The sequence below is a fragment of the Kluyvera sp. genome, assembly GCF_965301105.1.
The window spans coordinates 1-24,607 of sequence record NZ_CBDKZX010000061.1 but is presented as its reverse complement, the minus strand read 5'-3'; the positions used below and the strand labels follow the sequence as shown (position 1 = coordinate 24,607).

Genomic DNA, 24,607 nt, shown 5'->3' with positions numbered 1-24,607 from the left:
ACCAGGGCGACCATCTGCTGCACAGCACCCGTAAGCAGGTTGAAGAAGCAGGCGAACAGCTGCCGGCTGACGACAAAACCGCTATCGAGTCTGCGCTGACCGCGCTGGAAACGTCTCTCAAAGGCGAAGACAAAGCGGACATCGAAGCGAAAATGCAGGCGCTGGCGCAGGTTTCCCAGAAACTGATGGAAATCGCTCAGCAGCAGCACGCACAGCAGCAGGCTGGCGCAGCAGGCGCTGATGCTTCCGCGAACAATGCGAAAGACGACGATGTTGTTGACGCAGAGTTCGAAGAAGTGAAAGACAAAAAATAATCGCCCTGATGCAGGGTAATTAATCGGCACGGGCGAAGAGGTTTCCTCTCCGCCCGTGCTCGCATGTTAAGGGGCTGAACAATACCAATGGCAAAGCAAGACTATTACGAGATTTTGGGCGTCTCCAAAACAGCGGAAGAGCGCGAAATCAAAAAGGCGTACAAACGCCTGGCCATGAAATACCACCCGGACCGCAACCAGGGGGATAAAGAGGCCGAAGCCAAGTTTAAAGAGATCAAAGAAGCGTACGAAATCCTGACCGACGCGCAAAAGCGTGCGGCCTACGATCAGTATGGCCATGCGGCCTTTGAACAGGGCGGTATGGGCGGTGGAGCCGGTGGTTTCGGCGGCGGCGCGGACTTCAGCGATATCTTTGGTGACGTATTCGGCGATATCTTCGGCGGTGGTCGCGGTCGCCAGCGCGCATCTCGTGGCGCAGACCTGCGCTACAACATGGATCTGACGCTGGAAGAAGCGGTTCGCGGTGTGACCAAAGAGATCCGCATCCCGACGCTGGAAGAGTGCGATGTCTGCCACGGCAGCGGCGCGAAGGCGGGTTCACAGCCGCAAACCTGTCCAACCTGTCACGGTTCCGGCCAGGTGCAGATGCGCCAGGGCTTCTTCGCCGTACAGCAGACCTGTCCGCACTGTCAGGGCCGTGGTACGCTGATTAAAGATCCGTGCAACAAATGTCACGGTCACGGTCGCGTTGAGAAGACTAAAACCCTGTCTGTTAAAATTCCGGCAGGCGTGGACACCGGCGATCGTATTCGCCTGAGCGGTGAAGGCGAAGCCGGCGAGCACGGCGCGCCGGCAGGCGATCTGTACGTTCAGGTACAGGTGAAACAGCACGCTATCTTTGAGCGTGAAGGTAATAACCTGTACTGCGAAGTGCCGATCAACTTCTCCATGGCGGCGCTGGGCGGCGAGATTGAAGTGCCGACGCTCGACGGTCGCGTGAAGCTGAAAATTCCGGGTGAAACGCAAACCGGCAAACTGTTCCGCATGCGCGGCAAGGGCGTGAAGTCCGTTCGCGGCGGCGCGCAGGGCGACCTGCTGTGTCGCGTGGTGGTAGAAACCCCGGTCGGTCTGAACGAGAAGCAGAAGCAGTTGTTGAAAGACCTGCAGGAAAGCTTCGGCGGCCCAACCGGTGAAAACAACAGTCCGCGTTCGAAAAGCTTCTTTGACGGCGTGAAAAAGTTCTTTGACGATTTAACCCGTTAATTGACGACTGATTCTCCGTTTTATTTATAGCCTGGGTTTTCGCGCCCAGGCTTTTTTATGTTAATCACCGACTCACCTCCTTGTGCGTGTTTATCCGTTCCCGTTTAGAATCCACAAAATAGATACCGCTAACTGCCATTGTTACCGATGGGTACAGATCTCTGCACGTCTGCATATTTGCTACGACAGGAAATTGAGTTATTGTGAGCATAAATGATTTGTATTGTAGGTCAAAATGCGATAGAGCCGACCCTTTTCGCGGCCAGGGATGGGGCTATTATGGGGCTGGAGGATTTGTACTGCATGATAAATATACAACAGCATCTTTCGGGGCGGCGGCCTGAATAGAGGGGAGCTGTTTGTAGTCGATACACCGATAGCTCGAAGTATTACGAGTCTATTGCTTTTCTAATATTTAAGGGCTAACAGTGGATGGGGGGAAAAGGCGCCAATAAGGATTTTGATTATAATTTAATCAAGATACTGGATGCCGTGATTTCCGCTGGCAATGCGACAAAAGCCGCCAAACGATTAAGTATTACGCCTGCCGCAGTTTCTCTGGCGCTGCGGCGCCTGCAAAATCATTATCAAGAGGAACTCTTTGTCAGAGGTAAAGAGGGCCTCCTGCCTACCGCTAAGGCGATAGAGATTCATCACCATTTTCGCCAGGTGATGGAGTTGATTAACGGCACGTTTCATTCTCCAGTCAGTAAAGAAGAGTCAGCTCAGATAACCGTTTTGGGCAGCGATACGATTGAAAGCTACTATTTCTCGCAGCTTTATAACAACGCTGTATTTGAGCGTGTGTTAATCAATCATTTCTCTTCCCACAATATGAGTCGTGAGCGGGTGATTGAACAGCTCTTTACCGCCGAATGTGATTTGGTCATCAGTCAGGAACCCATTAGCGTTCCCGGTATTGATAATCAGATGATTGATAGCTTTAAAAGCTTTGTTTGTATCTGTGCCGCTAATCATATGTTTAGTCAACTCTCGCAGCTGACGTTGCATCATTTCTATTCATCGCGCCATGCGCTCTATAAGATGAATATCAGTAACCCGATGATGGGTGAAGATAATGGTTTACTGAGAGATGATTCTCCTTATAAAGGTCAGCGCGAGGTGGGCTATTGTAGCGACTCCGTTAACAGTCTGGTGAGTACCGTTGAACGTACCTCGTTAATCGCGATCATGCCTTTAAAAATGGCGCTGTTTTATAAGAATCAGCGTAAGTACGATATTAAGTTTGTGCAGCCGCCGCCGGAGCTCACTTTCCGCTCTATCCAGGTCTATGCGTCATGGAAAAAAAACAGTAAAAATCTTGCCGTCATTACTGATGTTGTTTCGATGCTGCATACGCTCTCCTCATTCCGCCGTTAAGGCGGCCCATACGGTACGTATCAGGTGAAATGATGCCTGATGATTATGGTTTCTCCTGGAGGCTGCTTACACTTCTGTGAATAAATACCTCATCATATTTATACAGGAGTTTAATATGGCTATTCCCAATCATTTACCGACTACCGAAGTCGTCTTACTGGAAATTGAAATTCTACTGACCGTTGTCGCCATTGGTGCCTGGGGCGGCTTTGTCAGCTATTTTATTCGCAAGGAAAAGCAGTCTGAGAAGGACGCTTATCAATGTATTACGCACTGTTTGGTTCAGGTGGTAATCTCTTGTTTTACCAGCTTTTTACTGAGCGCCATTGCCATTGAACAAGGCTTTAGTTTTAATATGGTATTACTTGCCGCCGGTTTAGGTGGCGTATTCGCTGCGCCAATACTCAAAATTTTGGGTGAGCGAGTGAAGAAATATATCAATGACGCTAACGTGCGTTAACCGCTGTACTGTGCTGAGTCGATAAGAGACTCGTCCCTGAGTCTTTTATCTTCAGCCTGATGGCCTATTTATGTGATTCTGTTTTTTATCCAGCCATAAATAAACTCTTCATTTTCCTTGCGTTTTTCGGTGATGTCTAAATACCAGGCTCCCTGGCTGCAGTTTAATGCTTTTACCAACGTGCTTTCTCCTTCTTTTCCTCGCCACGACAAAAAATGCTCCAGTGCGGCAAGCGTTTGAGGGCCAATGCGTCCGTCTACCTTGATATTATTATATTTTTTTTCTTCGCGATTAAATACGTTTAACCAGCGCTGAAGCCAGGTGCACGGATAGTGTGTACCGATATTGACCGCGGCATCGCAGAGTTCAAAAGAGATGGGGTAGGAGATCTGGGCAATGTGTTCAAACCCAGGTTTAATCCAGTAGTCGCTTTCCAGGATCGCATACGCTTCAATACGCGACAGATCCTGCATGCTGCCGGAGTAGCCATGTGCCCGGGCTACTGCCTCCGTAATGCCCCAGTGAGTGAGTCCTCCTTTATCTTTTCCATTGTTGCTATAGTTGCCTTCCATCACCAGAATACCATCGATAATTGGGTTCATTTTTCATTCCTTTGAATTAATGAATATGCATGTACATTACACTGCCTAACGTCACCGAAAACACGGTGGTTAACGCGGCCAGCGTTTTTCTGAAGAACTGCTTTTTATTCTTTTTCGCTGTCGGGTCGATGATGCTGATCGCGATATCTTTATTAATCTGCAAACCCTGACGTGGGATAGTGATAAACAGGTCGTTAATGCCCAGCGTTTTTAAATCCCGGCGAATTAAATACAGAATTTGCGTCAGGTTTGCATCATTCACAAATTGACTGCGAGCCCCCCATAGCTCCTCCGCTATTTTTTGACGCTCAATGATTTCCTGATGCGCATTTTCAATAATGAAGCTGAGGCATTTCGCTCGCATCGCCGTCATTTTGATGGCCTGTGAGTTTGTGCTGGTTCTCAGTTCATACTTCCCTTCATTGTAAATACAACTTTCATTAATGAGATAAGTTTTCATAACGTCGTCCTTTAGTTATTACACTTTAATGGGTTGCTGCCGAATATAGGGTATGGGAATCACCCTAAGCTATTAATACTCATCATGTTTATTGTAATGTCATCTTTGCGTGAGATATGCATCACATTATCTGTAGTGAATTAAATGATATTTAATATCCAGGTAAATGATATTTAAGATGATGTTTGTTTATGGCTCATTGGCGTCATCACCAACCATTTCTCGGGAGTGTGTTATAAATATGATGTTTAGTGATTAGCCATTTTTTATCGCCAGCGGGATGATGGGCCCCGCAGCATGAACTGCGATATTTTTTTCAGACTTAAAAGGAAATTTAAAATGGCTACGAGCAAACTGATCAAGAACGATACGCTTACTGAAACCAGCAATGCAGCAGATGGTTTTAATCCCGCAAAAGATGACAGTAAATTAAGTTATACCTCTGCACGAGTGGCAAAGCCGGTATACAACAAATATAAAGCATCCGCGTCTAAACCGAAGGTATTCGGTTATTACACCGACTGGTCGCAGTACGATAGCCGTTTACAGGGGATTGATATTCCGGAAGAGCGTGGCCGCGGCTATGATTTAACCAATGTTTCGCCAACTGCTTATGACAAACTGATTTTGGGTTTTGTCGGTATTACCGGTTTTAAGAAAAATGACAAACTGCAGCGCGACGTCGTTGCGGAAGCCGCGGCGGCCTGCGGCAAAGTGAAATACGAACCAACCTTCCTCGATCCATGGGGCGATTTTCAGTCTTATGTGAATCTGGGCTTTGATGTCAGCGGTTGGGATGTTGACCCAATGACGGTGACTCAAGCGAATGCGAAAGGGATGCTGGGCGCGCTGCGAGATTTACAGGCAAAGGCGAAAGCACAGGGCCATACGCTGGCGCTGTCGATGAGCATCGGTGGCTGGAGCATGAGTAACGGCTTCCATGAAACGGCTGCTTCAGATTCCTCACGCAAGATTTTTGCTAAAGGCGTGGTGAAACTGTTCAAACAATTCCCGATGTTCAGCGAAGTGGATATCGACTGGGAATACCCGAATAACGAAGGCGCCGGTAACCCGTTTGGTGAGGAGGATGGCGCAAACTACGCGCTGTTGATCGGTGAACTGCGTAAGCAACTGGATTCCGCGGGTCTGAGCAACGTGAAGATTTCTATCGCGGCTTCTGCAGTGACCACGATTTTTGATTACGCCAAAGTGAAAGATCTGATGGCCGCTGGCCTGTTCGGCATCAACCTGATGACCTATGACTTCTTCGGCACTCCGTGGGCGGAAACGCTGGGCCACCACACCAATCGTAAAGCGTTGGTTGAAGGCGGCTGGTCTGTGGAAACGATTGTCGATCATCTGCTGGCCGAAGGTTTCCCTGCCGATCGCATCAACATTGGTTACGCCGGCTATACCCGCAATGCGCGTAATGTGGAAATTGAGTCTCTGTCGCCGCTGAAAGGCGCCTACAATCCGGGCAAAGTGCTGCCAAATGGTGAGTATGAAACCACCACCGGATCTTTCGAATCCGGCACCAGCGAATGGTATGACGTGATTTATAACTACCTGGATCTGGAAAATCAGAAAGGCCGTAACGGTTTCAACGTGTATACCGACCAGGTGGCGGATGCCGACTACTTGTTTAACCCGGAATCCAAACTGTTTATGTCTCTGGACACCCCGCGTACCGTGAAAGCGAAAGGCGAATATGCCGCGAAGCTGGGACTGGGCGGTGTGTTCACCTGGACCATCGACCAGGACAACGGCGTGTTGGTTAACGCGGTGCGCGAAGGGCTGGGTTATGAGATGGAGTCTGAAACCATCGATATGGAGCCATTCTACTTTGAGGGCATCAACGTTGAGCAGGAGGAGAAAGACGACGCGGTTACCGACATCAACCATGCGCCGAAAGCGGCCATTGAACTGCTGGTTGTGGGTGGTTCAACCGTACAACTGTCTGGCGCAGGCTCTTCTGATGAAGATGACGATGCGCTGTCCTATAGCTGGGGCGTGCCTTCCGATATCGCGGTAGCGGATAAAACAGCGGAAGTGATTGAGTTTGTTGTGCCGGAAGTAAGTGAAAAAACCGCGATGCAATTCACGCTGTTTGTTCGCGATTGCTACAACGAACCGTCCACACAGCAGCGCTTTGTGCTGACCGTGGTTCCTGCGCTGTCTCAGGTACAGCCCGAACCGAAAGAAGAGGAAGACGAGATCGTGCCGCCGGTTGAGCCGGAAGATGAGACGACCCCCGCGGCCGATGAGACGCCGGCAGCGGACGAAACCACCCCTTACGCGCTGTGGGATGCCACTACGGTGTATGGCGCAAGCTGGGGCGCTTTCGAAATCGTTAGCTGGAAAGGCCATAACTACCAGGTGAAATGGTGGTCGGTGGGCGACCAGCCGGACCTGAACTGCGGTAACGGCGGTGCATGGACTGACCTTGGCGCTTACTAATAGGGCAGCAGCATAACGCATGGCACAAGCCCCGGTATCCGGGGCTTTTTTCCACCAGGGAATGAGGAATCTCGTTTATGAGCGTCTCCATAAAGCACAGCAGTATTGATGAAAACAACTGGTATCAGAAGATCACCTTAACCTTTACGAATAATGGCAGTGACGCCGTGGATATGAATCAGGCGGCGATTCGTTTTACCGGCAACGGCCATCAGGATCCGTGGGGCAACTTTGGCGGCACGCTGAAAGGCGATATGCCGCTGACCCTAAGCAGCCAGATGCAGGGCATGCTGGATGCAAATGAGATCGTTATTCATCACAGCCGCGCGCTGCTGTTAGCGCCGGGGCAGAGCGGTACATTCTTCTTTAGTTTTGCGGCGACGCGGGTGCCGGTCGCCATTTCCGACTTTACGCTCACGCTGGCTGCTGCCGCGCAGGACGATATTGTCCCTGCCGATGACATGGAACAGGAGCCAGAGCCGGTTATCCCTGCCGATGACGCCGGGCAGGAGCCAGAGTCAGTCATTCCCGATGTTGCGCCGGATACGCCTTCTTCTGAAGCGGCGGAAGGCGAGGCTCCGGCGCTGAGCGTCAGTACGCTGAATCCCCAGAGCTGGTACCAGCGCGTCACGTTGACGCTGACCAACCGCTATTCGCAGCCGATCGATTTGAACCAGCTACAGGTGGCTTTTACCGCCACGGGCCATCCCGATCAGTACAGCCCGTTTAGCGGCAGTATGCTGGGAAACCAGCCGGTGACGCTGAGTAGCGATGGTGGCTGGCCGATAGAAAAAAACACCATCGTGATTCATCATCACGGCGAGCTGCCGCTGGCGGCTGGCGCGAGCGCGGAATTGCAGTTTTATCTCGCTGCCACACAAACCCCGGTCACGATTAGCGAACTGAAGGCCACCCTGGCGCACGATCCTACCCGTCAGGGGCAACTGGCACTGCGCTTCCCGGCAGTCGCGACAAATACGTCGCTTAAACCGACGATTGACCTGCTGTTCCCCGATGCTCAGGTCCAGCGTCTGGTGGGCGAGTGGGGGCAGACGTTGACGATTAGCGATCTCGCGGCGGGTATTTATGGCATTAACGTCCTGACGCTATGTGACGATGAAATGCGGATTTCACCGCAGCGAGCGCAGTTTTCCCTGACGCTTGCCGCCAACGATGACATTCAGGAATGCGCGATTGAATATCTGCCGCCTGTCGAGTTTGCGACAGCGGCGTTGAATCTCGACGCCGTTGGCTTAACCGGCGCCGAGATGGTGGTGGAGCTTTGGTCGCCTGCCGGCGTATGCGAACAGACGCTGACGATGGGCGTTAACCAGACGGAGTGGGTGACGCAGCTGCTGGCGGATCATGACTATGCTATTTGCCTGCAACCGACTGTTATTAACAATCAGTCGATAACCACGCCTGAATCCCCCACGGTGTTTACCCCGAGTGCCGGGCAGGTGAACACGGTGGAGGTCGCATTCCAGCAAGCTGCCGTGGACAGCCGCGAGTTTGTCGAAGTCCAGATGACGGTTCTGGGCCTACCGAAGGGCGCCGCGCCGCAGCGTTATCGACTTTTTAATAGTCAGTACCAGTATGTATTCACGCTGGCCAGCGATAGCCAGCCGCAAACGCTGCCGATGCGCTTACAGCCGGGCCAGTATTCGCTGCAGGTCGCGGATGTTTTCATCGAGGGAACGCCGTGGCGCTGTGAACAAGACGCGCCGATCCGCGTATGGCAAAGCATCAACCACATCACGCTGGAGTTTGTTCAGGGGGTGCCGCTGCGAGTGAAAGGCTGGCCGGACTATCTGGCGCACGGCGGGGTGACGGTGAATGCGCCGGAGACGGTATCGCTGTATCGCGATGTGCCGTTTAGCGCCCTGTTTAAATACGATGGTTTTGACGGTGGCGGCGACCCGATTCCGGCAGCGGAAGTCGACCGGAACGGCGATGGTTTCCTGGACTACGATTCTCTGCCGGTCCATAAAACGGTTGCGTTGGTTCGCGAGATTGAAAAAGAGGCAGGGCGGCCGATTATGCCGGTGATGGTGGTGTACACCGCGAACGCCAGCGGCGGCAGCGCACTGGCCGATTTGCAAAACAGCCAGCGGCTACGTAACCACTTTGGCAACTTTATTACTCAGTGCCTGGCCGCGCAGTCATACAAGGATAGCGAGCACGCGGTTCCGGCGACTTTCGTGCTCAACCCGGATTTACTGGGCGCGATGCAGCAAGAGCCGTATGGCTATACCGCTGTTCGCCAGGCGAACAGCATGCAGGTGAACGTGCAGTTGGCGGCGGCAGTGAATGCGTTGCCAGCGATACCCGGTTTTATCGCGCCACAGCTGCCAACCTTTAGCAATGATATTTATGGTTACGTACAGGCGATTAACTATATCGTCCGCCACTTTGCACCGGACGTGGCATTCGGCTGGCAGACCAACGTCTGGGCGACTGGTACGGCGGATTGGGTGCTGAAGGCCCATGCCAATCCTGCTTCCATTGGCGCGGCAATGGCGGCCTTTATCAACGAACTTGGCGTTTACCGCGGTGAATACGCCCCGGATTTTATTGCCTTTGATAAATTCGAACGTGATTGTTTCAGCTCTGATGCGCTGGCGCATTATGGCTGGAATGCTAACTGCTGGCTTAACTATCTGGGGATGGTCAAGCAGGCGGCGCGGGATCTCGGCAGACCCGCAATGCTTTGGCAAATTCCAGGCGGACATATGCCGACGGCGGCGGAAGGTACCAGCAGAATTGCGGCGGCGCACTTTGCCTCCGGCGGTACGTTCTTTATGGGCGATAAGCGAATAGGCAGTGATATCAGCGCGATAACGTCCGGCTTGCTGAATACGGCGGTCAACAGTGCGACGTACGGCGTGGCGACGGTGGGCGATTTTCTTCGTCAGGATGGTGGCTATGATTGGGGGCAAATGCAGGCGCTGAACCTGCCTGACTATCACGTTTTTTCTGTACTTTGGGGCGGAGGTTCGACGATCAGTATTACGACAATCCATTCCAACGGTGAAGATGGCGGTTGGTTAGCTGAAAAAATGGTCGAATATTATGCCGCGCCACGTTATTTCCGCTGATATTGAGTTCTGTGGATTGGTGTTCGTATGATGCAACAGGCCGGATACTGACGGTTCCGGCCTCTCATTTTTGGTGGTTGCAGTAGCGTGTTTTTTTTCTTTGTTAAAAAAAATTAAGTGTATTTTTGTATTTGTTTTTTATCTTTGTTTTAAGAATATGCTTAATTTGGTATTTATACGTTTTTTGTGCTGTTGCTAATCATAATTTCTAAAGTATTACGTTATGTATTATTAATTGAAGCCAATCTAATGACTCGATATTGTTCACCGACCAATCATCATCTATATGTATGAAATAATAATGAATTTAGACCTTTCTGGTAATGAGAATGCATTGCATTCATTTATTTTTTCTCAGCAGGCTAAACCCCATGCGGCGATCGATATCCTTTTTTCATCGCTGCTGCCATTTGGTCAGCCATTTATTTTGCAAGCGGGTGAAGAGCTGTTTTTCGATTCAGAACAAGGTTATCGGATTGTATTATTGGAGGAGGGGATTCTCTCGTACTGCCGACGTGATGACAATATGCACATTAGTTCCGGTTTTGCGCCTTCGGTGATGGGATTAGTCGATTGTTATGGCATTACTTACGATGTGACAACCCGACCTGAACACTATCTTATTGCCGAAACCGAGTGCAGTGGGCGCACCGTGCTGCTGTCTGACTTTATCAGAATCGCGGATGAATGCGACCTTTGGCACGATGTGGCCCGCTTTCTGGCCTTTCGTTTAATGGTCATGTGCGCGCGCGACCGTGAGCTGGTTGGCGTCGACTCTTACCTGAAGGTGCGCGCGTTGTTGATTGAGGTATGGGCCTATCCGCAAGGGTACCGGAAGAACATCAATGTGCTGTCCTTTATTCAACGTCGCACCGGGATCTCTCGCAGTCGGGTATTGAAAATTTTGTCTGAATTAAAAAAGGGGGAGTATATCCAGATCGATAATGGTCGTCTCGTTGGTCTCAAGAAATTACCTGTAGCTTATTAGTGAATGATTGTTGTTAATATGTTGAGAGTGTTTTTCAAAAATAAGAAATATACCGACAGGTCACTTATCATGGTTTTTTAGATAAATCAATAGGCCATGCTCCATAGGCCGTTTGTCTTTCTGTTTTTCCTTTTAATACAGTTGGTTGTGTTTGGTCCTTTAAAGATAAAGGATGTTTATTGCATCCTTTATTAGACTTAATTAATAATTAAAATACGTCATCATCATTGTGTTTTATGAAATTAACCTGGTCTATTAATTAAGTCTTTACGAGCTATTGTATTTTAATTTCAGGTTCGTTATTCAATTTAATATTATCTGGGAGTTATGATTCCATTTTTGGTTAATTTAAAAGGAAATCTATGAAAAAGCATTTATTTGCCATGGCGGCTATCGCGATTGCCATGGGGGGAACGATGTCGGCTTCGGCTGCGCAACTCACCGATACCAATACCGCCGTGTCCGGTGGCACCGTTAATTTTATTGGTCAGGTTGTTGATGCCGCCTGTTCTGTTTCCGCTGATTCAATCAACCAGACCGTGCAGTTGAGCCAGGTTCGCGCCGCGAAGTTGACCACCGCGGGCATGGTAGCCAACCAGAAGGAGAACTTTACGATCAAGCTGGAAGATTGCGATACCTCCGTTAAACAGAACGCGGCGGTGATCTTTAACGGCCAGCAGGACGCTAACCTGGCGGGCACGCTGGCGAATACGGCGGGCGCGGGGTCGGCAACCAACGTTGCGCTGCAGCTATATGGCCCGGATGGGCAGGTGCTCAACGTGGGGGATACCTCCTCCAGCGTGGCGCTGAACAACGGCGAAAACGTTATTCCGCTGAGTGTGGACTATATCGCGACCGGTGAAGCGACGGCGGGCAATGTCAGCGCGACTGCCACATTCAGCATGGTCTATTCCTGATCTTCTCTGGCTCTCTTTCGCGTGTGGGGCGCGAAAGAGAGCGTCGTCGTTATCCGGGTACGTAAAACATGAGTAAACAAACAAGACAGATGATGCGGTGCTTGCTGCTATTGGCCACCTTGAGTGTCGCCCAGATGGCGCAGGCGGGGGGGATCGCGCTGGGATCGACCCGCGTAATCTACCCGGCAGGCGCGAAGCAAGCGTCTCTGTCCGTCATAAACTCTGCCGCCAATAACGTCTTTTTGATTCAGTCGTGGGTGTCTAACGGCGAGGGGCTACGTTCACCCGATTTTATCATTACGCCGCCGCTGTTTGTCATGCCGCCGAAGAGCGAGAATTTGCTGCGGATTATGTACGTAGGCCCGGCGCTGCCAACAGATCGGGAGAGCGTCTTTTACCTGAACAGCAAGGCCATCCCTTCGGTGGACAAAAATAGCCGCTCCGGCAATTCGCTGCAGATTGCCACCCAGAGCGTGATCAAGCTGTTTGTCCGTCCTGACGGGCTTCCCATGTCGTCGATGCAAGCGCCCGCAACGCTGCGCTGCCATAACGACAATGGCCGATTAACCATTAGCAATCCCTCTCCGTACTATGTGTCGCTGGTGGAACTGTATGTCGGCGGCAAGAAGCTGGCGAACAACATGGTGTCGCCGAAAGGACAATTGACGCTGAACGCGCCAGCGGGACGCACCGTTTTTCAGACGGTCAATGATTTTGGCGCCACGACGCCAGCGCAAACCTGCCTGCCAGATTGATATATCGCCGGATGTTAACGCCATGAAGCGCTCTTTGCACAATACCGCCAGACCTGCGTTGACGAGCCTGGCCCTGGCGTTAGCCAGCGCGTTGGCGGCGCCAAAAGGTTGGGCGGAAAACTATTTTAACCCCGCTTTTCTTTCCGACGATCCGTCGGCGGTGGCCGATCTCTCAACGTTTAACCATAACAATCAGGCCCCTGGTATTTACCGTGTTGATATCTATCTGAATAAAACACGGCAGGCGAGCCGGGATATCACCTTCAACCCGCGCAAACCGGGGCAAACGGCCAGCGATAACAGCGGGTTAAGCGCTTGTCTGACCCCTGCGATGCTGCGGGATATGGGGGTGAACGTCGCCGCTCTGGCGACGTTGGCGAAGGCCGGGCCAACCGACTGTATCGATATTGCAGCCGCCATTCCCGCCGCTTCGGTGAGTTTTGATTTTGCCCAGCAGCGACTGAACATCAGCATCCCGCAGGCGGCAATGGTCAATAACGCCAGGGGCTACATTCCTCCGCAAAACTGGGATGAAGGGGTGAATGCGCTGTTGCTGAACTATACGTTTACCGGGGCCAACAGTAGCGATAAGAGCGGCGATGGCTCGGCGGAAAATAACTATTTTCTGGGACTGAACAGTGGCCTAAACCTGGGGGCATGGCGTCTCCGTGACGATTCCACCTGGAACTACAACAGCAGCAGCCGGGATAACAAGAGCGACTGGCAGCATATCAGCACCTATCTGGAACGGGATGTTGTGGCGCTGAAAAGCGAACTGACGGCGGGGGATAGCTACACCCCCGGCGGCGTGTTTGACAGCCTGCCGTTTCGCGGCGTGCAGATAGCTTCCAACGACAACATGTTGCCTGACAGTATGAAAGGGTTTGCGCCAACCATTCACGGCATCGCCAGCAGCAATGCGCAGGTCACCATTCGTCAGAACGGCTATGTCATCAACCAGCGCTATGTCCCGCCGGGCCCCTTTACCATTAACGATCTCTACCCGACGGCCGCCAGCGGCGATTTAATCGTTGAGGTGAAAGAATCCGATGGCAGCACCAGCAGCTATAGCGTGCCGTACTCCGCCGTTCCGGTGCTGCAACGAGAGGGCCGATTAAAATACGCCGCCTCGCTGGCGGAATATCGCGGCGATAGCAGTCAGAAAGAGGACGTAACATTCGGCCAGGCGACGTTGATGTGGGGGCTGCCCCACGGTTTGACCTTATACGGCGGTACGCAGTTTGCCGAGCATTATAAAGCCGCGGCGCTGGGGGCGGGGGCCAACATGGGCGACTGGGGGGCCATTTCGCTGGATATGACTCAGGCCTACAGCACCCTGGCTGATGACAGTGAGCATCAGGGGCAATCGCTGCGCGTGCTGTACGCGAAATCACTCAATCCGCTTGGGACCAACCTGCAACTGCTGGGATACCGCTACTCGACCTCCTCGTTTTATACGCTGGATGAAACGACGTGGAAAAGGATGTCGGGTTATGACGGCAATCGGGAAGACGATGGCGATACAACCAACGGGTCTGATTACTACAACCTTTACTACACCAAACGCGGCAAGGTGCAGCTGAATATCTCCCAGCAGCTAGGCCGCTACGGCTCCTTTTTCATTACTGCGAGCAAGCAAAGCTACTGGCATACCGATGAAACTAACTCGCTGCTGCAGGTGGGGTATAGCGATACCGTCGGTGGCATCTCATGGAGCGTATCGTACAACGACAGCCAATCGCCTGGGGAGGCGGAGAGCGATCAGATTCTGTCGCTGAACATGTCCTTGCCGCTGACGCAGTGGCTGAGCCATGGCGATGATCTCACGCGCTCGCCGCATAACGCCTACGCCACCTTTAGCGCCAGCAGCGACAAACAGCATAACGTGACGGAAAACATGGGGATTAACGGTACGTTGCTGGATGAAAACAACCTCAGTTATAGCGTTCAACAGGGCATGCAAAATCACGGTGGCGGCGAGAGCGGTGCGGCCAGCATGGAGTATGACGGCAGCCGCGGCGACACGAGCGTGGGTTACAACATGAATGATAACGGCAACTACCAGCAGGTGAACTACGGCCTGAACGGCGGGCTGGTGGTGCATTCTCACGGCGTGACCCTCAGCCAGCCGCTGGGAAGCACCAATATCCTGGTGGCAGTGCCGGGCGCGGCGGGTGTCGGTATTGAAGAGGAGTCCGGTATTCATACCGACGGTCATGGCTATGCCGTGGTTCCTTATGCCACGACCTACCGACAAAACCGGATGGCGCTCGACGTGAACACTCTGGCGAATGATGTCGATATCGATGATTCGGTGACCAATGTCGTGCCTACCGAAGGCGCGTTAGCGGTGGCTCGCTTTCAAGCGCGGGTAGGGCAGCGCGCGTTGCTGACCGTGCGCTATCACGGCAAGGCTGTGCCGTTTGGCTCGACGGCAACGACCGAGGGCATTGACGCCATTGTCGGCGACGATGGCGAGGTGTATCTGCCCGGGCTGGCGAATCAGGGCGCGCTGCAGCTTCAGTGGGGGAAACAGGCGAATCAGCGCTGTGAAGCGCATTACCAACTGCCAGCGGCCTCACAGGCGCTGGTCCGACAAACCGTGGAATGTAACTAAATGAAAGTACGCGTGTTATTACTCCTGCTGGCCGGTGTGCTGCTGGCGCAGCATGCGTTGGCCGACGTCTGTAAAAACGTGAACGGCTCCCCTTCCAGCGTGGATTACGACCTGACGACAACGCTGACTGCCGCGCAGAACCAGGCGGGCAAGACCGTGCAGCTGGCGAGAAGCCAGGAGGTGAATGTGCAGGCGGTATGTCCCGCGGGATCGGCTCCCTATAATCACACCTATCGTTCCTATGTCTCGCCTTATCCCGTCGTGGAAACCGACGGGCGCTGGCAATACTTAAAGCTCGACCCGGATTATCTGGAAGGCGCCATGCAGATTCAGGATTCGGCGGTGGGTAATTTCTACCCGCCTGTTAACTATTACATGATGGGGACTGACGGTAACGTCAACACCGGCACGCCATTCTATATTCGCGATTCCAACCTTATTTTCCAGTTGAAGGTTGTGAAGCCTTTCGTGGGATCCGTCGTCATCTCTCCCAAGACGATGTTCAGCGTCTACGTAACAACCAACAACAGCGATCCTCTTACTGACGTGGTTTACAACATTGTCTACAGCGGCAGCATCACCGTGCCGCAAAGCTGCGAAATCAATGCCGGACAAACCATTGTTGTCGACTTTGGTTCGCTGTATAGCGGCAATTTTACGCATGCGGGAGAGAAACCGCCGGGCGTGAGGACGCGCAGCTTTAACGTCCCGGTTAAGTGCAACGGCGTGGATTCGACGGTCAACATGAGCATGCGCGTGATGGCGACCGCCGACAGCCATTTTCCACAGGCGATCGCCTCAAGCAACCCCGATGTCGGCGTGGTGGTGGAAACCCCCGACGGCAATGTGCTCACGCCTGATGACGCCAGCAGTCGCGACCCTTTTGTCACGGATGACAGCGGACGGGCGAATATCGCTCTGCAAGCTTATCCGGTGAGTACAACCGGAAACGTGCCGGCGGAAGGGGCCTTCACGGCGGTGGCTAATCTGCGGGTGGATTTCGATTAAATGGACAAACGCCTGTATCTCTTTGCTGCGCTGGCGCTGGCGCTGGCGCTGGCGCCTTTATGCCGGGCTGATGATTCGGGCTACAATCTCGAATTTACCGGCACTATCGTGGCGCAAACCTGCGATGTTGATATCTCCAGCCTGAGCCAGAGTATCGATCTCGGGCAATTTTCGGTGGACGACTTTCCGTCCGCCGGAACGACGACAAAGTTTAAGCCTTTCAACATTAACCTGAAAAACTGCTCACGAGAGATCAGCGGTACCAGAATCTGGTTTACCGGCCAGGCCGACAGTGACAATCCGTCGCTGCTGGCGCTGACCGACACCGGAATGGGCAACGAAAATATGCTGGCCAGCGGCGTGGGCGTTGAGATCCTCGATGAAAACCAGAATGACGTCAGCATCAACAATAGCGACTCGGCGGTTTATCCGCTTAAAGCGGGACGAAACACGCTCTCGTTTTATATCCGCTACAAATCCACTCAGCCCGTCGTGACCTCAGGTAATGCGACGGCGGTGATGTATTTCGATCTTCAGTATGAATAAGGGGCGGCAGTGAACATTCATCTTTACGCCGCTTGCGGCATTGCGTTGAGTCTGGCGGCGTTCGCGACGCTGGCCCACGATGGACGTGTCTACGTCACTGGCACTATCACCAATAACACCTGCACGCTTTCGCCAGATTCACAGAATATGACCGTGGCGATGGGCGACGTCTCTAACCGCCAGTTTTTGCATCCTGGCGAGGGGGCCGCCTGGCAGCCGTTTGCTATCGATCTGTTGAACTGTGGTTCAACCGCCAGCGGTGTTTCGGTGAGCTTTAGCGGCAGTGAGGATGAGACTAATCACAATCTGTTGGCGCTGACGCCCGAAGAGGGCAATGCCACCGGCGTGGGGATCGCGCTGTATGACTCAAACAAAAATGCCATCCCGCTGGGCGCTGACAGTGCGACGATGCCGCTGATCGGCGGGCAGGCGTCCGTACATCTACAGTTTTATGCGCGTTATGTGGCGGATGGCGACACGGTCGCATCCGGCACGGCAAACGCTTCGGCGACGTTTAAGCTGACCTATGAATAAGTTGATTCTTCGCCTGGCGACAATCGGGTTATTGCTGTCGCTCTTTCCGGCACGGGCTGGCGTGGTGATTGGCGGCACGCGGTTTATTTATCCGGCTGGCGCCTCATCGCTCAGCGTACCCCTGCGCAATACCTCTGCCACAAGCTGGCTGATCAATAGCCATATTCAGTCTGCCGCACGTTGGCCTGGCGCCGACCCGACCCCTGTCGCTTCACCGCCGTTTATCGTCACGCCGCCGCTCTTCCTGCTTGCCGCAGGCCAGGAGAATACGCTGCGTCTGGTGTACAGCGGCGGCTCGTTGCCGAACGACAGAGAGAGTCTTTTTACGCTCAGTATTGCCGCGATCCCTTCCGGGAAACCGAGTGCCAACAGCGTGCAGATGGCTTTTCGTTCGGCCATGAAACTGCTTTATCGCCCCTCCGGGCTGAGCGGCGACCCGCAGCAGGCGTACCGGCAACTGCGCTGGAGCCTGGCCCCGGACGGCCTTTCGGTGCACAACCCAACGCCTTATTACATCACCCTTTTTTTACTGAACATTGACGGTAGCGCGAGGGATGGCGCGGGCGTCGTCGCCCCTTTTTCCACCCGGCGTCTGCGCGGATGCCAGAAGGCGGCGCGCTGCGCGATTCGTTGGCAAAGCATTAATGATGATGGCCGGGTGATGCCGCCGGTGGTCTTTAACGCCGTTGAAAATCGCTAATTTTTCCCCTTTAGAGAATGAGGACTCTCGTATGTTACATCCTGTTTTAGCACGCCGTTCATGGGCGGCGCTGGCATTGTTCAGCGCCATCTCGCTTCCCGCGATGGCGACCGATAACGCGCAGATTGGCCCAGAGGCCGAAGCCTATATTGTCAGCCATCCTGACAAAGTCGGGCAGGCGGTTGCGACGTATCTGGCGAATCATCCCGAGTTTTTAGTGGCGGCTAGCGAAACCCTGCATCAACGCCAGCAAATTGCCCAGCAGCAGGCTTACGTGCAGCTGGCGTCGCAGTATCGTGCCGATTTGCTGAGCGATAGCAGCCCTTCCGTCGGCCCTGCCGATGCGAAAGCCGCCGTGGTCATGTTCTTCGATTACCAGTGCTCGTGGTGCAGCAAAATGGCGCCGGAAGTCGAAAATCTGGTCAAAGCGAACCCCGATACGCGCTTTATTTTTAAAGAGTTTCCGATTTTTGCCTCTCGCTGGCCGGCATCCGGACTGGCGGCGCGCGTCGGCGAGCAGGTCTGGCTGACGCATGGCGGCGCGAAGTATCTCGACTGGCACAATGCCCTTTACGCGACGGGTAAAGTGGAAGGCGCGCTGACGGACAAGGATATTTATTCTCTGGCGCATCACTATCTGAATGACGCGCAAATTGCGGCGGTGAATAGCGCGCAAAGCAGCGGCCGTATTCATGATGCGTTGATGCTCAATCAGGCGCTGGCGCAGCATATGGACTTCACTGGCACGCCAGCCTTTGTGGTGATGCCGCAGGCGGCCAATGCCGATAGCAAACGGATCTCTGTCGTTCCCGGCAGCACATCGCAGGATGCATTACAGATGGCGATCCTGAAAGCAAAAGGGTAATGCGCTGATGGCGAGGTTCACGGAATGAGAAATCGGGTAGGCGGCACGGTGCTTATTTTGCTATTGCCGTGGGCATGTACCACAGGCGCGGCCGCGATTGGCAATATTGTCTTTTCCGGCAGCGTGGTGGAAATGGGCTGCTGGAATGAGACGGATGCGCTTGAGGTTCTTTGTCATCGTCACGATAGCGTTGAGCGTCACGTCATTGTGGAGAATCTGACCACGCCGATCGCGCAGCCGTACGCATCGGTCGAAACCCATTATCTCGATGAAGACAAGCAACTGACGCTGTTGCGCATTGTCTATGATTAACTTTTGCAACGCTGAATACTTCGGTATGTCCGGCTTTCTTTTGATTATATTTCGTTAAAAACGAATCGTTGAGCAATAATAATCTTATTTTTTCGAGCAGTTAAGGGGTTTAGAATGGTTTAAACGAGTTATTGACGGAACAGAGAGAGTAAAAGTGAAGCATCTTCAGCGTTTCTTTAGCAACGATGCCTCTGGGGGCATTATCCTCATTATTGCTGCCGTACTGGCGATGCTGATGGCGAACATGGGATTCACCAGCGGCCTGTATCGGGCTTTTTTAGATACCCCGGTGCAGGTTCGCGTCGGCGCGCTTGAGATCAACAAAAACATGCTGCTGTGGATTAACGATGCCCTGATGGCGGTGTTTTTCCTGTTGATTGGCCTCGAGGTTAAACGCGAGATGATGCAGGGATCGTTAGCGACGCGTCGTCAGGCGATTTTCCCTGTCGTGGCCGCGCTGGGTGGTATGGTCGTGCCCGCGCTGGTTTATCTGGCGTTTAACGCGCAGGATCCGGTGGCCAGCAGCGGCTGGGCGATTCCGGCGGCAACGGATATCGCTTTTGCACTTGGCGTGCTGGCGCTGCTCGGCAGCCGGGTTCCGGCATCGCTCAAGATCTTCCTGATGGCGCTGGCAATTATCGACGATCTGGGCGCTATTGTGATTATTGCGCTGTTCTACACCAGCGATTTATCGCTGCTGTCACTCGCCGTCGCGGCCGTTGCTATTGCGGCGCTGGCCGTCCTGAATCTGAGCGGCGTACGGCGCACCGGTATTTATATTCTGGTTGGCGTCATTTTGTGGACCGCAGTACTGAAGTCGGGTGTGCATGCCACGCTGGCGGGCGTGATCGTGGGCTTCTTTATTCCGCTGCGCGAGCAGAACGGCAAGTCGCCAGCGAAACAGCTTGAGCACGTTTTACATCCGTGGGTGGCCTTTATGATCCTGCCGCTATTTGCCTTTGCGAATGCGGGCGTCTCGCTGCAAGGCGTGACGCTGGACGGGCTGACTTCGCTGCTGCCGCTGGGCATTATCGCCGGTCTGTTTATTGGCAAACCGCTGGGCATTAGCGTGTTCTGCTGGCTGGCGCTAAAGCTGAAGCTGGCAAAGCTGCCGGAAGGCACCAGCTTTGCGCAGATTATGGCCGTGGGTCTGCTGTGCGGGATTGGTTTTACGATGTCTATTTTTATCGCCAGCCTGGCCTTTGGCAGCGTCGATCCGTCGCTGATTAACTGGGCGAAGCTTGGCATTCTGATCGGCTCCGTCCTGTCAGCGGTGGTGGGATACAGCTTGCTACGTGCACGCTTAAAGCCGGTAGCGAAATGAGAATGAAAGGAGAGGGGAGCACAGGGCATGTCGCATATTAACTACAACCATCTTTACTACTTCTGGCATGTCTACAAGGAAGGTTCTGTCGTGGGCGCGGCGGAGGCGCTGTACCTCACGCCGCAGACCATTACCGGACAGATTAAGGCACTGGAAGAGCGCCTGCAGGGCAAGCTGTTTAAACGTAAAGGGCGCGGCATTGAGCCGACGGAGCTCGGGGAACTGGTCTTCCGCTACGCGGACAAAATGTTCACCTTAAGCCAGGAGATGCTGGATATCGTGAACTACCGTAAGGAATCGAACCTCTTGTTCGACGTCGGCGTAGCCGATGCTCTGTCGAAACGATTGGTCAGTGGCGTACTGGATGCCGCGGTGGTGGAAGGTGAGCAAATTCATCTCCGCTGTTTTGAGTCGACGCATGAAATGTTGCTTGAGCAGCTCAGTCAGCACAAGCTGGATATGATTATCTCTGACTGCCCGATCGACTCCACGCAGCAGGAAGGGCTGTTCTCGGTCAAAATCGGTGAGTGCAGCGTGAGCTTCTGGTGCACCAATCCGCCGCCGGAGAAACCTTTCCCGGCCTGTCTGGAAGAGCGACGTTTGCTGATTCCGGGCCGCCGCTCCATGCTCGGGCGTAAGTTGCTGAACTGGTTTAACGTGCAGGGGCTGAAGGTCGAGATACTCGGTGAGTTTGACGATGCGGCGCTGATGAAGGCCTTTGGCGCGGCGCATAACGCCATATTTGTCGCGCCGACGCTCTATGCCCACGACTTTTATGCCGACGACAGCATTGTGGAAATTGGCCGTATGGATAACGTGATGGAAGAGTATCACGCGATTTTTGCCGAACGCATGATTCAGCATCCATCGGTACAGCGCATCTGCCATAGCGACTATTCGGCGCTGTTTGCTGAACCGTCGAAGTAATCTTGTCGCCCGGCATGCCGGGCGACGTCAATCGCAGGCATAAAAAAACCCGCTTTACGCGGGTTTTTTTACAAAGCTGATAACAAGCGGGCGATTAAGCCAGTTTGTTGATCTGTGCAGTCAGGTTTGCTTTATGACGTGCAGCTTTGTTTTTGTGGATCAGACCTTTAGCAGCCTGACGGTCCACGATCGGTTGCATTTCGTTAAATGCTTTCAGTGCAGTAGCTTTGTCGCCAGCTTCGATAGCTGCGTATACTTTCTTGATGAAAGTACGCATCATAGAGCGACGGCTTGCGTTGTGCTTACGAGCCTTTTCAGACTGAATGGCGCGCTTCTTAGCTGATTTGATATTAGCCAAGGTCCAACTCCCAAATGTGTTCTATATGGACAATTCAAAGGCCGAGGAATATGCCCGTTTAGCCTTCTTTTGTCAATGGATTTGTGCAAATAAGCGCCGTTAATTTGACAACGCTGCATTACGTATTGATGGCGCAGGATTCTACCAGCTTGTCGCCGATGAATACAGTCTTTCCGGCACAAAAATCACGCGTCTCGACTATATTTTCTTGCCTTTTTAACGGATGCTGATGAAATCATTCCCTCTTTCCGTTACGAGGTGTAATCGCCGGTTAACCTTGACTGCTGTACAAGGTATACTCTGACGATTTTCACTCTTTTGAGCCAGACATGAAGCTGATACGCGGCATACATAATCTCAGTCAGGCCCCACATGGGTGCGTTCTGACCATTGGTAATTTCGACGGTGTGCATCGTGGGCATCAGGCGTTACTGCAAGGCTTACGTGCCGAGGGCAGAGCGCGCGGTTTGCCTGTGGTGGTGATGATTTTTGAACCGCAGCCGCTGGAGCTCTTCGCGGCTGACAAGGCCCCTGCGCGCTTGACGCGCCTGCGCGAAAAGCTGCGCTATCTGGCCGAGAGTGGAGTGGACTACGTCCTGTGCCTGCGTTTTGATCGCCGCTTTGCGGCGCTGACCGCGCAGGACTTTATCAGTGAGCTGCTGGTGAAGCGTCTGGGCGTGCAGTTCCTTGCCGTGGGGGATGATTTCCGCTTTGGCGCTGGTCGTCAGGGGGATTTCTTGTTATTACAGAAGGCGGGCGCGGACTTCGGTTTCGACATCACCAGCACGCAAACCTTCTGCCATGGCGGAGTACGCATTAGCAGCACCGCGGTGCGCCAGGCGTTGGCCGACGATAATCTCGAGCAGGCGGAACGTCTGCTGGGTCATCCTTTTATTATCTCCGGGCGCGTGGTGCACGGCGATGAACTGGGACGCACAATCGGTTTCCCGACGGCGAATTTACCGCTGCGTCGTCAGGTTTCCCCTGTTAAAGGGGTTTATGCGGTGGAAGTGGCAGGGCTGGGCGACAAGCCGCTGCCGGGCGTGGCTAATATTGGCACGCGTCCAACGGTTGCGGGCATGCGCCAGCAGCTGGAGGTTCATTTGCTGGACGTTGCAATGGACCTGTACGGTCGCCATATAGATGTGATACTGCGTAAAAAGATACGCAACGAGCAGCGATTCGCGTCGCTTGATGAGCTTAAGGCTCAAATCGCACGCGATGTGCTAACGGCCCGGGAGCATTTTGGGCTATCAACACCGGCTTAATGCCTGAACACGTTTTAAATACGGAATCGATAATCTGATGAGTGACTATAAATCTACCCTGAATTTGCCGGAAACAGGGTTCCCGATGCGCGGCGATCTCGCCAAGCGTGAACCGGGAATGCTGGCGCGTTGGACCGATGATGACCTGTACGGCATCATTCGTGCAGCCAAAAAAGGCAAAAAAACCTTCATTCTGCATGATGGCCCTCCATATGCGAATGGCAGCATTCATATTGGTCACTCGGTTAACAAGATTCTGAAAGACATTATCGTGAAGTCCAAAGGACTTTCCGGTTACGACTCGCCGTACGTCCCGGGTTGGGACTGCCATGGCCTGCCGATCGAACTGAAGGTAGAGCAGGAATACGGTAAGCCTGGTGAGAAATTCACCGCGGCAGAATTCCGCGCCAAGTGCCGCGAATATGCCGCCACTCAGGTTGACGGCCAGCGTACCGACTTTATCCGTCTGGGCGTGCTGGGTGACTGGCAGAAGCCGTACCTGACCATGGACTTCAAAACCGAAGCCAACATCATTCGCGCGCTGGGTAAAATTGTCGCTAACGGCCACCTGCACAAAGGCGCGAAGCCGGTGCACTGGTGCGTTGACTGCCGTTCTGCGCTGGCGGAAGCGGAAGTTGAGTATTACGACAAAACCTCCCCGTCTATCGACGTCGCGTTCCACGCCGCCGATCAGGACGCGGTAAAAGCGAAATTTGGCGCGTCCAACGTGACTGGGCCTATCTCGCTGGTTATCTGGACCACCACGCCGTGGACTCTGCCAGCTAACCGCGCCATTTCCCTGGCGCCGGACTTCGATTATGCGCTGGTGCAGATCGACGGTCAGGCGGTGATTCTGGCGAGCGATCTGGTCGAAAGCGTGATGAAACGCATTGGCGCCGCTGACTACACCATCCTCGGTACCGTCAAAGGCGCTGAGCTGGAGCTGCTGCGCTTTACCCACCCGTTCATGGGCTTCGATGTGCCGGCTATCCTCGGCGATCACGTCACTCTGGATGCGGGTACCGGCGCGGTGCATACCGCCGGTGGCCACGGCCCGGACGACTACGTGATCAGCCAGAAATACGGCCTGGAAATCGCGAACCCGGTTGGCCCGGACGGCGCATACCTGACGGGTACCTATCCGGAGCTGGACGGTGTGAACGTCTTTAAAGCCAACGACAAAATCGTTGCGCTGCTGACGGAGAAAGGCGCGCTGCTGCACGTCGAAAAAATGCAGCACAGCTATCCGTGCTGCTGGCGTCATAAGTCGCCGATCATCTTCCGTGCGACCCCGCAGTGGTTCGTCAGCATGGACCAGAAAGGCCTGCGCATTCAGTCTCTCAAAGAGATCGACCGCATTGAACAGGAAGGCCTGGCGAAAGAAGATCTGAGCGGCTGGATCCCAGCATGGGGTAAAGCGCGTATCGAATCCATGGTGGCGAACCGTCCTGACTGGTGTATCTCCCGTCAGCGTACCTGGGGCGTGCCGATGG

At 53.5% G+C, this 24,607-nt stretch carries 23 protein-coding genes and 1 pseudogene; 21 read left to right on the top strand and 3 right to left on the bottom strand.

The window, feature by feature from the left end:
• The 4 genes from ACW14G_RS17340 to ACW14G_RS17325 form a co-directional block, all read left to right on the top strand.
• Positions 1-314 (top strand): Hsp70 family protein (locus ACW14G_RS17340; protein ID WP_455648700.1); only part of this gene is annotated, 314 nt, incomplete at its 5' end.
• An 87-nt stretch (positions 315-401) separates the two neighbouring features.
• Complete coding sequence (gene dnaJ / locus ACW14G_RS17335; RefSeq protein WP_163449292.1) at positions 402-1,538, top strand: molecular chaperone DnaJ; 1,137 nt, start codon at positions 402-404, stop codon at positions 1,536-1,538.
• A gap of 432 nt (positions 1,539-1,970) precedes the next feature.
• Positions 1,971-2,918 carry a LysR family transcriptional regulator gene (locus ACW14G_RS17330; RefSeq protein WP_455648699.1) on the top strand — a complete coding sequence of 316 codons (948 nt, stop codon included), beginning with the start codon at positions 1,971-1,973 and terminating at the stop codon, positions 2,916-2,918.
• Positions 2,919-3,033: 115 nt separating this feature from the next.
• Positions 3,034-3,378: a phage holin family protein gene (locus tag ACW14G_RS17325; RefSeq protein ID WP_249022348.1), complete on the top strand. Its 345-nt coding sequence runs from the start codon at positions 3,034-3,036 to the stop codon at positions 3,376-3,378.
• Positions 3,379-3,446: 68 nt separating this feature from the next.
• Here ACW14G_RS17325 and ACW14G_RS17320 read toward each other — a convergent pair whose 3' ends face one another.
• Together ACW14G_RS17320 and ACW14G_RS17315 are read right to left on the bottom strand one after the other, a co-directional pair.
• Positions 3,447-3,980 (bottom strand): glycoside hydrolase family 108 protein, encoded by a 534-nt coding sequence (locus ACW14G_RS17320; RefSeq protein ID WP_163449289.1) that lies wholly within the window; start codon positions 3,978-3,980, stop codon positions 3,447-3,449.
• Positions 3,981-3,996: 16 nt separating this feature from the next.
• Positions 3,997-4,440, bottom strand: coding sequence for a winged helix-turn-helix domain-containing protein (locus ACW14G_RS17315; protein ID WP_163449288.1), 444 nt, complete (start codon positions 4,438-4,440; stop codon positions 3,997-3,999).
• 339 nt (positions 4,441-4,779) lie between these two features.
• Between ACW14G_RS17315 and ACW14G_RS17310 the strand changes: the two genes are divergently transcribed.
• From ACW14G_RS17310 to nhaR, 14 genes are all read left to right on the top strand, one after another.
• Entirely contained in the window at positions 4,780-6,897 is a 2,118-nt protein-coding gene (locus ACW14G_RS17310; RefSeq protein WP_249022347.1) for a glycosyl hydrolase family 18 protein, read from the top strand.
• 77 nt (positions 6,898-6,974) lie between these two features.
• Positions 6,975-9,995 carry a chitinase gene (locus ACW14G_RS17305; RefSeq protein ID WP_419057293.1) on the top strand — a complete coding sequence of 1,007 codons (3,021 nt, stop codon included), beginning with the start codon at positions 6,975-6,977 and terminating at the stop codon, positions 9,993-9,995.
• 301 nt (positions 9,996-10,296) lie between these two features.
• Positions 10,297-10,983, top strand: a complete 687-nt coding sequence (locus tag ACW14G_RS17300) for a helix-turn-helix domain-containing protein (protein ID WP_455648698.1) — start codon at positions 10,297-10,299, stop codon at positions 10,981-10,983.
• A gap of 362 nt (positions 10,984-11,345) precedes the next feature.
• On the top strand, positions 11,346-11,900 hold the full coding sequence (locus tag ACW14G_RS17295) for a fimbrial protein BcfA (protein WP_249022344.1): 555 nt from the start codon (positions 11,346-11,348) through the stop codon (positions 11,898-11,900).
• 68 nt (positions 11,901-11,968) lie between these two features.
• Complete coding sequence (locus tag ACW14G_RS17290) at positions 11,969-12,655, top strand: fimbria/pilus periplasmic chaperone (RefSeq protein ID WP_249022343.1); 687 nt, start codon at positions 11,969-11,971, stop codon at positions 12,653-12,655.
• 22 nt (positions 12,656-12,677) lie between these two features.
• Entirely contained in the window at positions 12,678-15,272 is a 2,595-nt protein-coding gene (locus ACW14G_RS17285) for a fimbrial biogenesis usher protein (RefSeq protein ID WP_419057370.1), read from the top strand.
• Complete coding sequence (locus ACW14G_RS17280) at positions 15,273-16,280, top strand: fimbrial protein BcfD (RefSeq protein ID WP_249022341.1); 1,008 nt, start codon at positions 15,273-15,275, stop codon at positions 16,278-16,280. It abuts the gene before it with no gap.
• Complete coding sequence (locus tag ACW14G_RS17275) at positions 16,281-16,826, top strand: fimbrial protein BcfE (protein WP_419057369.1); 546 nt, start codon at positions 16,281-16,283, stop codon at positions 16,824-16,826.
• A 9-nt stretch (positions 16,827-16,835) separates the two neighbouring features.
• On the top strand, positions 16,836-17,360 hold the full coding sequence (locus ACW14G_RS17270; protein WP_419057368.1) for a fimbrial protein BcfF: 525 nt from the start codon (positions 16,836-16,838) through the stop codon (positions 17,358-17,360).
• Positions 17,353-18,060: a pili/flagellar-assembly chaperone gene (locus ACW14G_RS17265; protein ID WP_249022340.1), complete on the top strand. Its 708-nt coding sequence runs from the start codon at positions 17,353-17,355 to the stop codon at positions 18,058-18,060. Before ACW14G_RS17270 ends, ACW14G_RS17265 begins: the two co-directional genes overlap by 8 nt.
• 31 nt (positions 18,061-18,091) lie before the next feature.
• A complete protein-coding gene (locus ACW14G_RS17260; protein WP_249022339.1) occupies positions 18,092-18,925 on the top strand; it encodes a DsbA family protein in 834 nt (277 codons plus the stop codon).
• Positions 18,926-18,949: 24 nt separating this feature from the next.
• Positions 18,950-19,237, top strand: coding sequence for a hypothetical protein (locus ACW14G_RS17255; protein WP_223803341.1), 288 nt, complete (start codon positions 18,950-18,952; stop codon positions 19,235-19,237).
• A 154-nt stretch (positions 19,238-19,391) separates the two neighbouring features.
• Positions 19,392-20,561: a Na+/H+ antiporter NhaA gene (gene nhaA / locus ACW14G_RS17250; RefSeq protein WP_249022338.1), complete on the top strand. Its 1,170-nt coding sequence runs from the start codon at positions 19,392-19,394 to the stop codon at positions 20,559-20,561.
• 27 nt (positions 20,562-20,588) lie between these two features.
• The gene (gene nhaR / locus ACW14G_RS17245; RefSeq protein WP_163448213.1) at positions 20,589-21,488 is read left to right on the top strand and encodes a transcriptional activator NhaR; all 900 of its coding nucleotides are present in this window, start codon (positions 20,589-20,591) and stop codon (positions 21,486-21,488) included.
• Between the two features lie 94 nt (positions 21,489-21,582).
• Here nhaR and rpsT read toward each other — a convergent pair whose 3' ends face one another.
• On the bottom strand, positions 21,583-21,846 hold the full coding sequence (rpsT, locus tag ACW14G_RS17240; RefSeq protein ID WP_455648697.1) for a 30S ribosomal protein S20: 264 nt from the start codon (positions 21,844-21,846) through the stop codon (positions 21,583-21,585).
• Positions 21,847-21,970: 124 nt separating this feature from the next.
• Between rpsT and ACW14G_RS17235 the strand changes: the two are divergent.
• The 3 genes and pseudogenes from ACW14G_RS17235 to ACW14G_RS17225 all read left to right on the top strand — a co-directional run.
• Positions 21,971-22,150, top strand: a pseudogene (locus tag ACW14G_RS17235) (DUF2575 domain-containing protein).
• A gap of 25 nt (positions 22,151-22,175) precedes the next feature.
• Positions 22,176-23,114, top strand: coding sequence for a bifunctional riboflavin kinase/FAD synthetase (gene ribF / locus ACW14G_RS17230; RefSeq protein ID WP_064547274.1), 939 nt, complete (start codon positions 22,176-22,178; stop codon positions 23,112-23,114).
• 37 nt (positions 23,115-23,151) lie between these two features.
• The coding region (locus ACW14G_RS17225) for an isoleucine--tRNA ligase (protein WP_455648696.1) at positions 23,152-24,607 on the top strand (1,456 nt) is incomplete at its 3' end.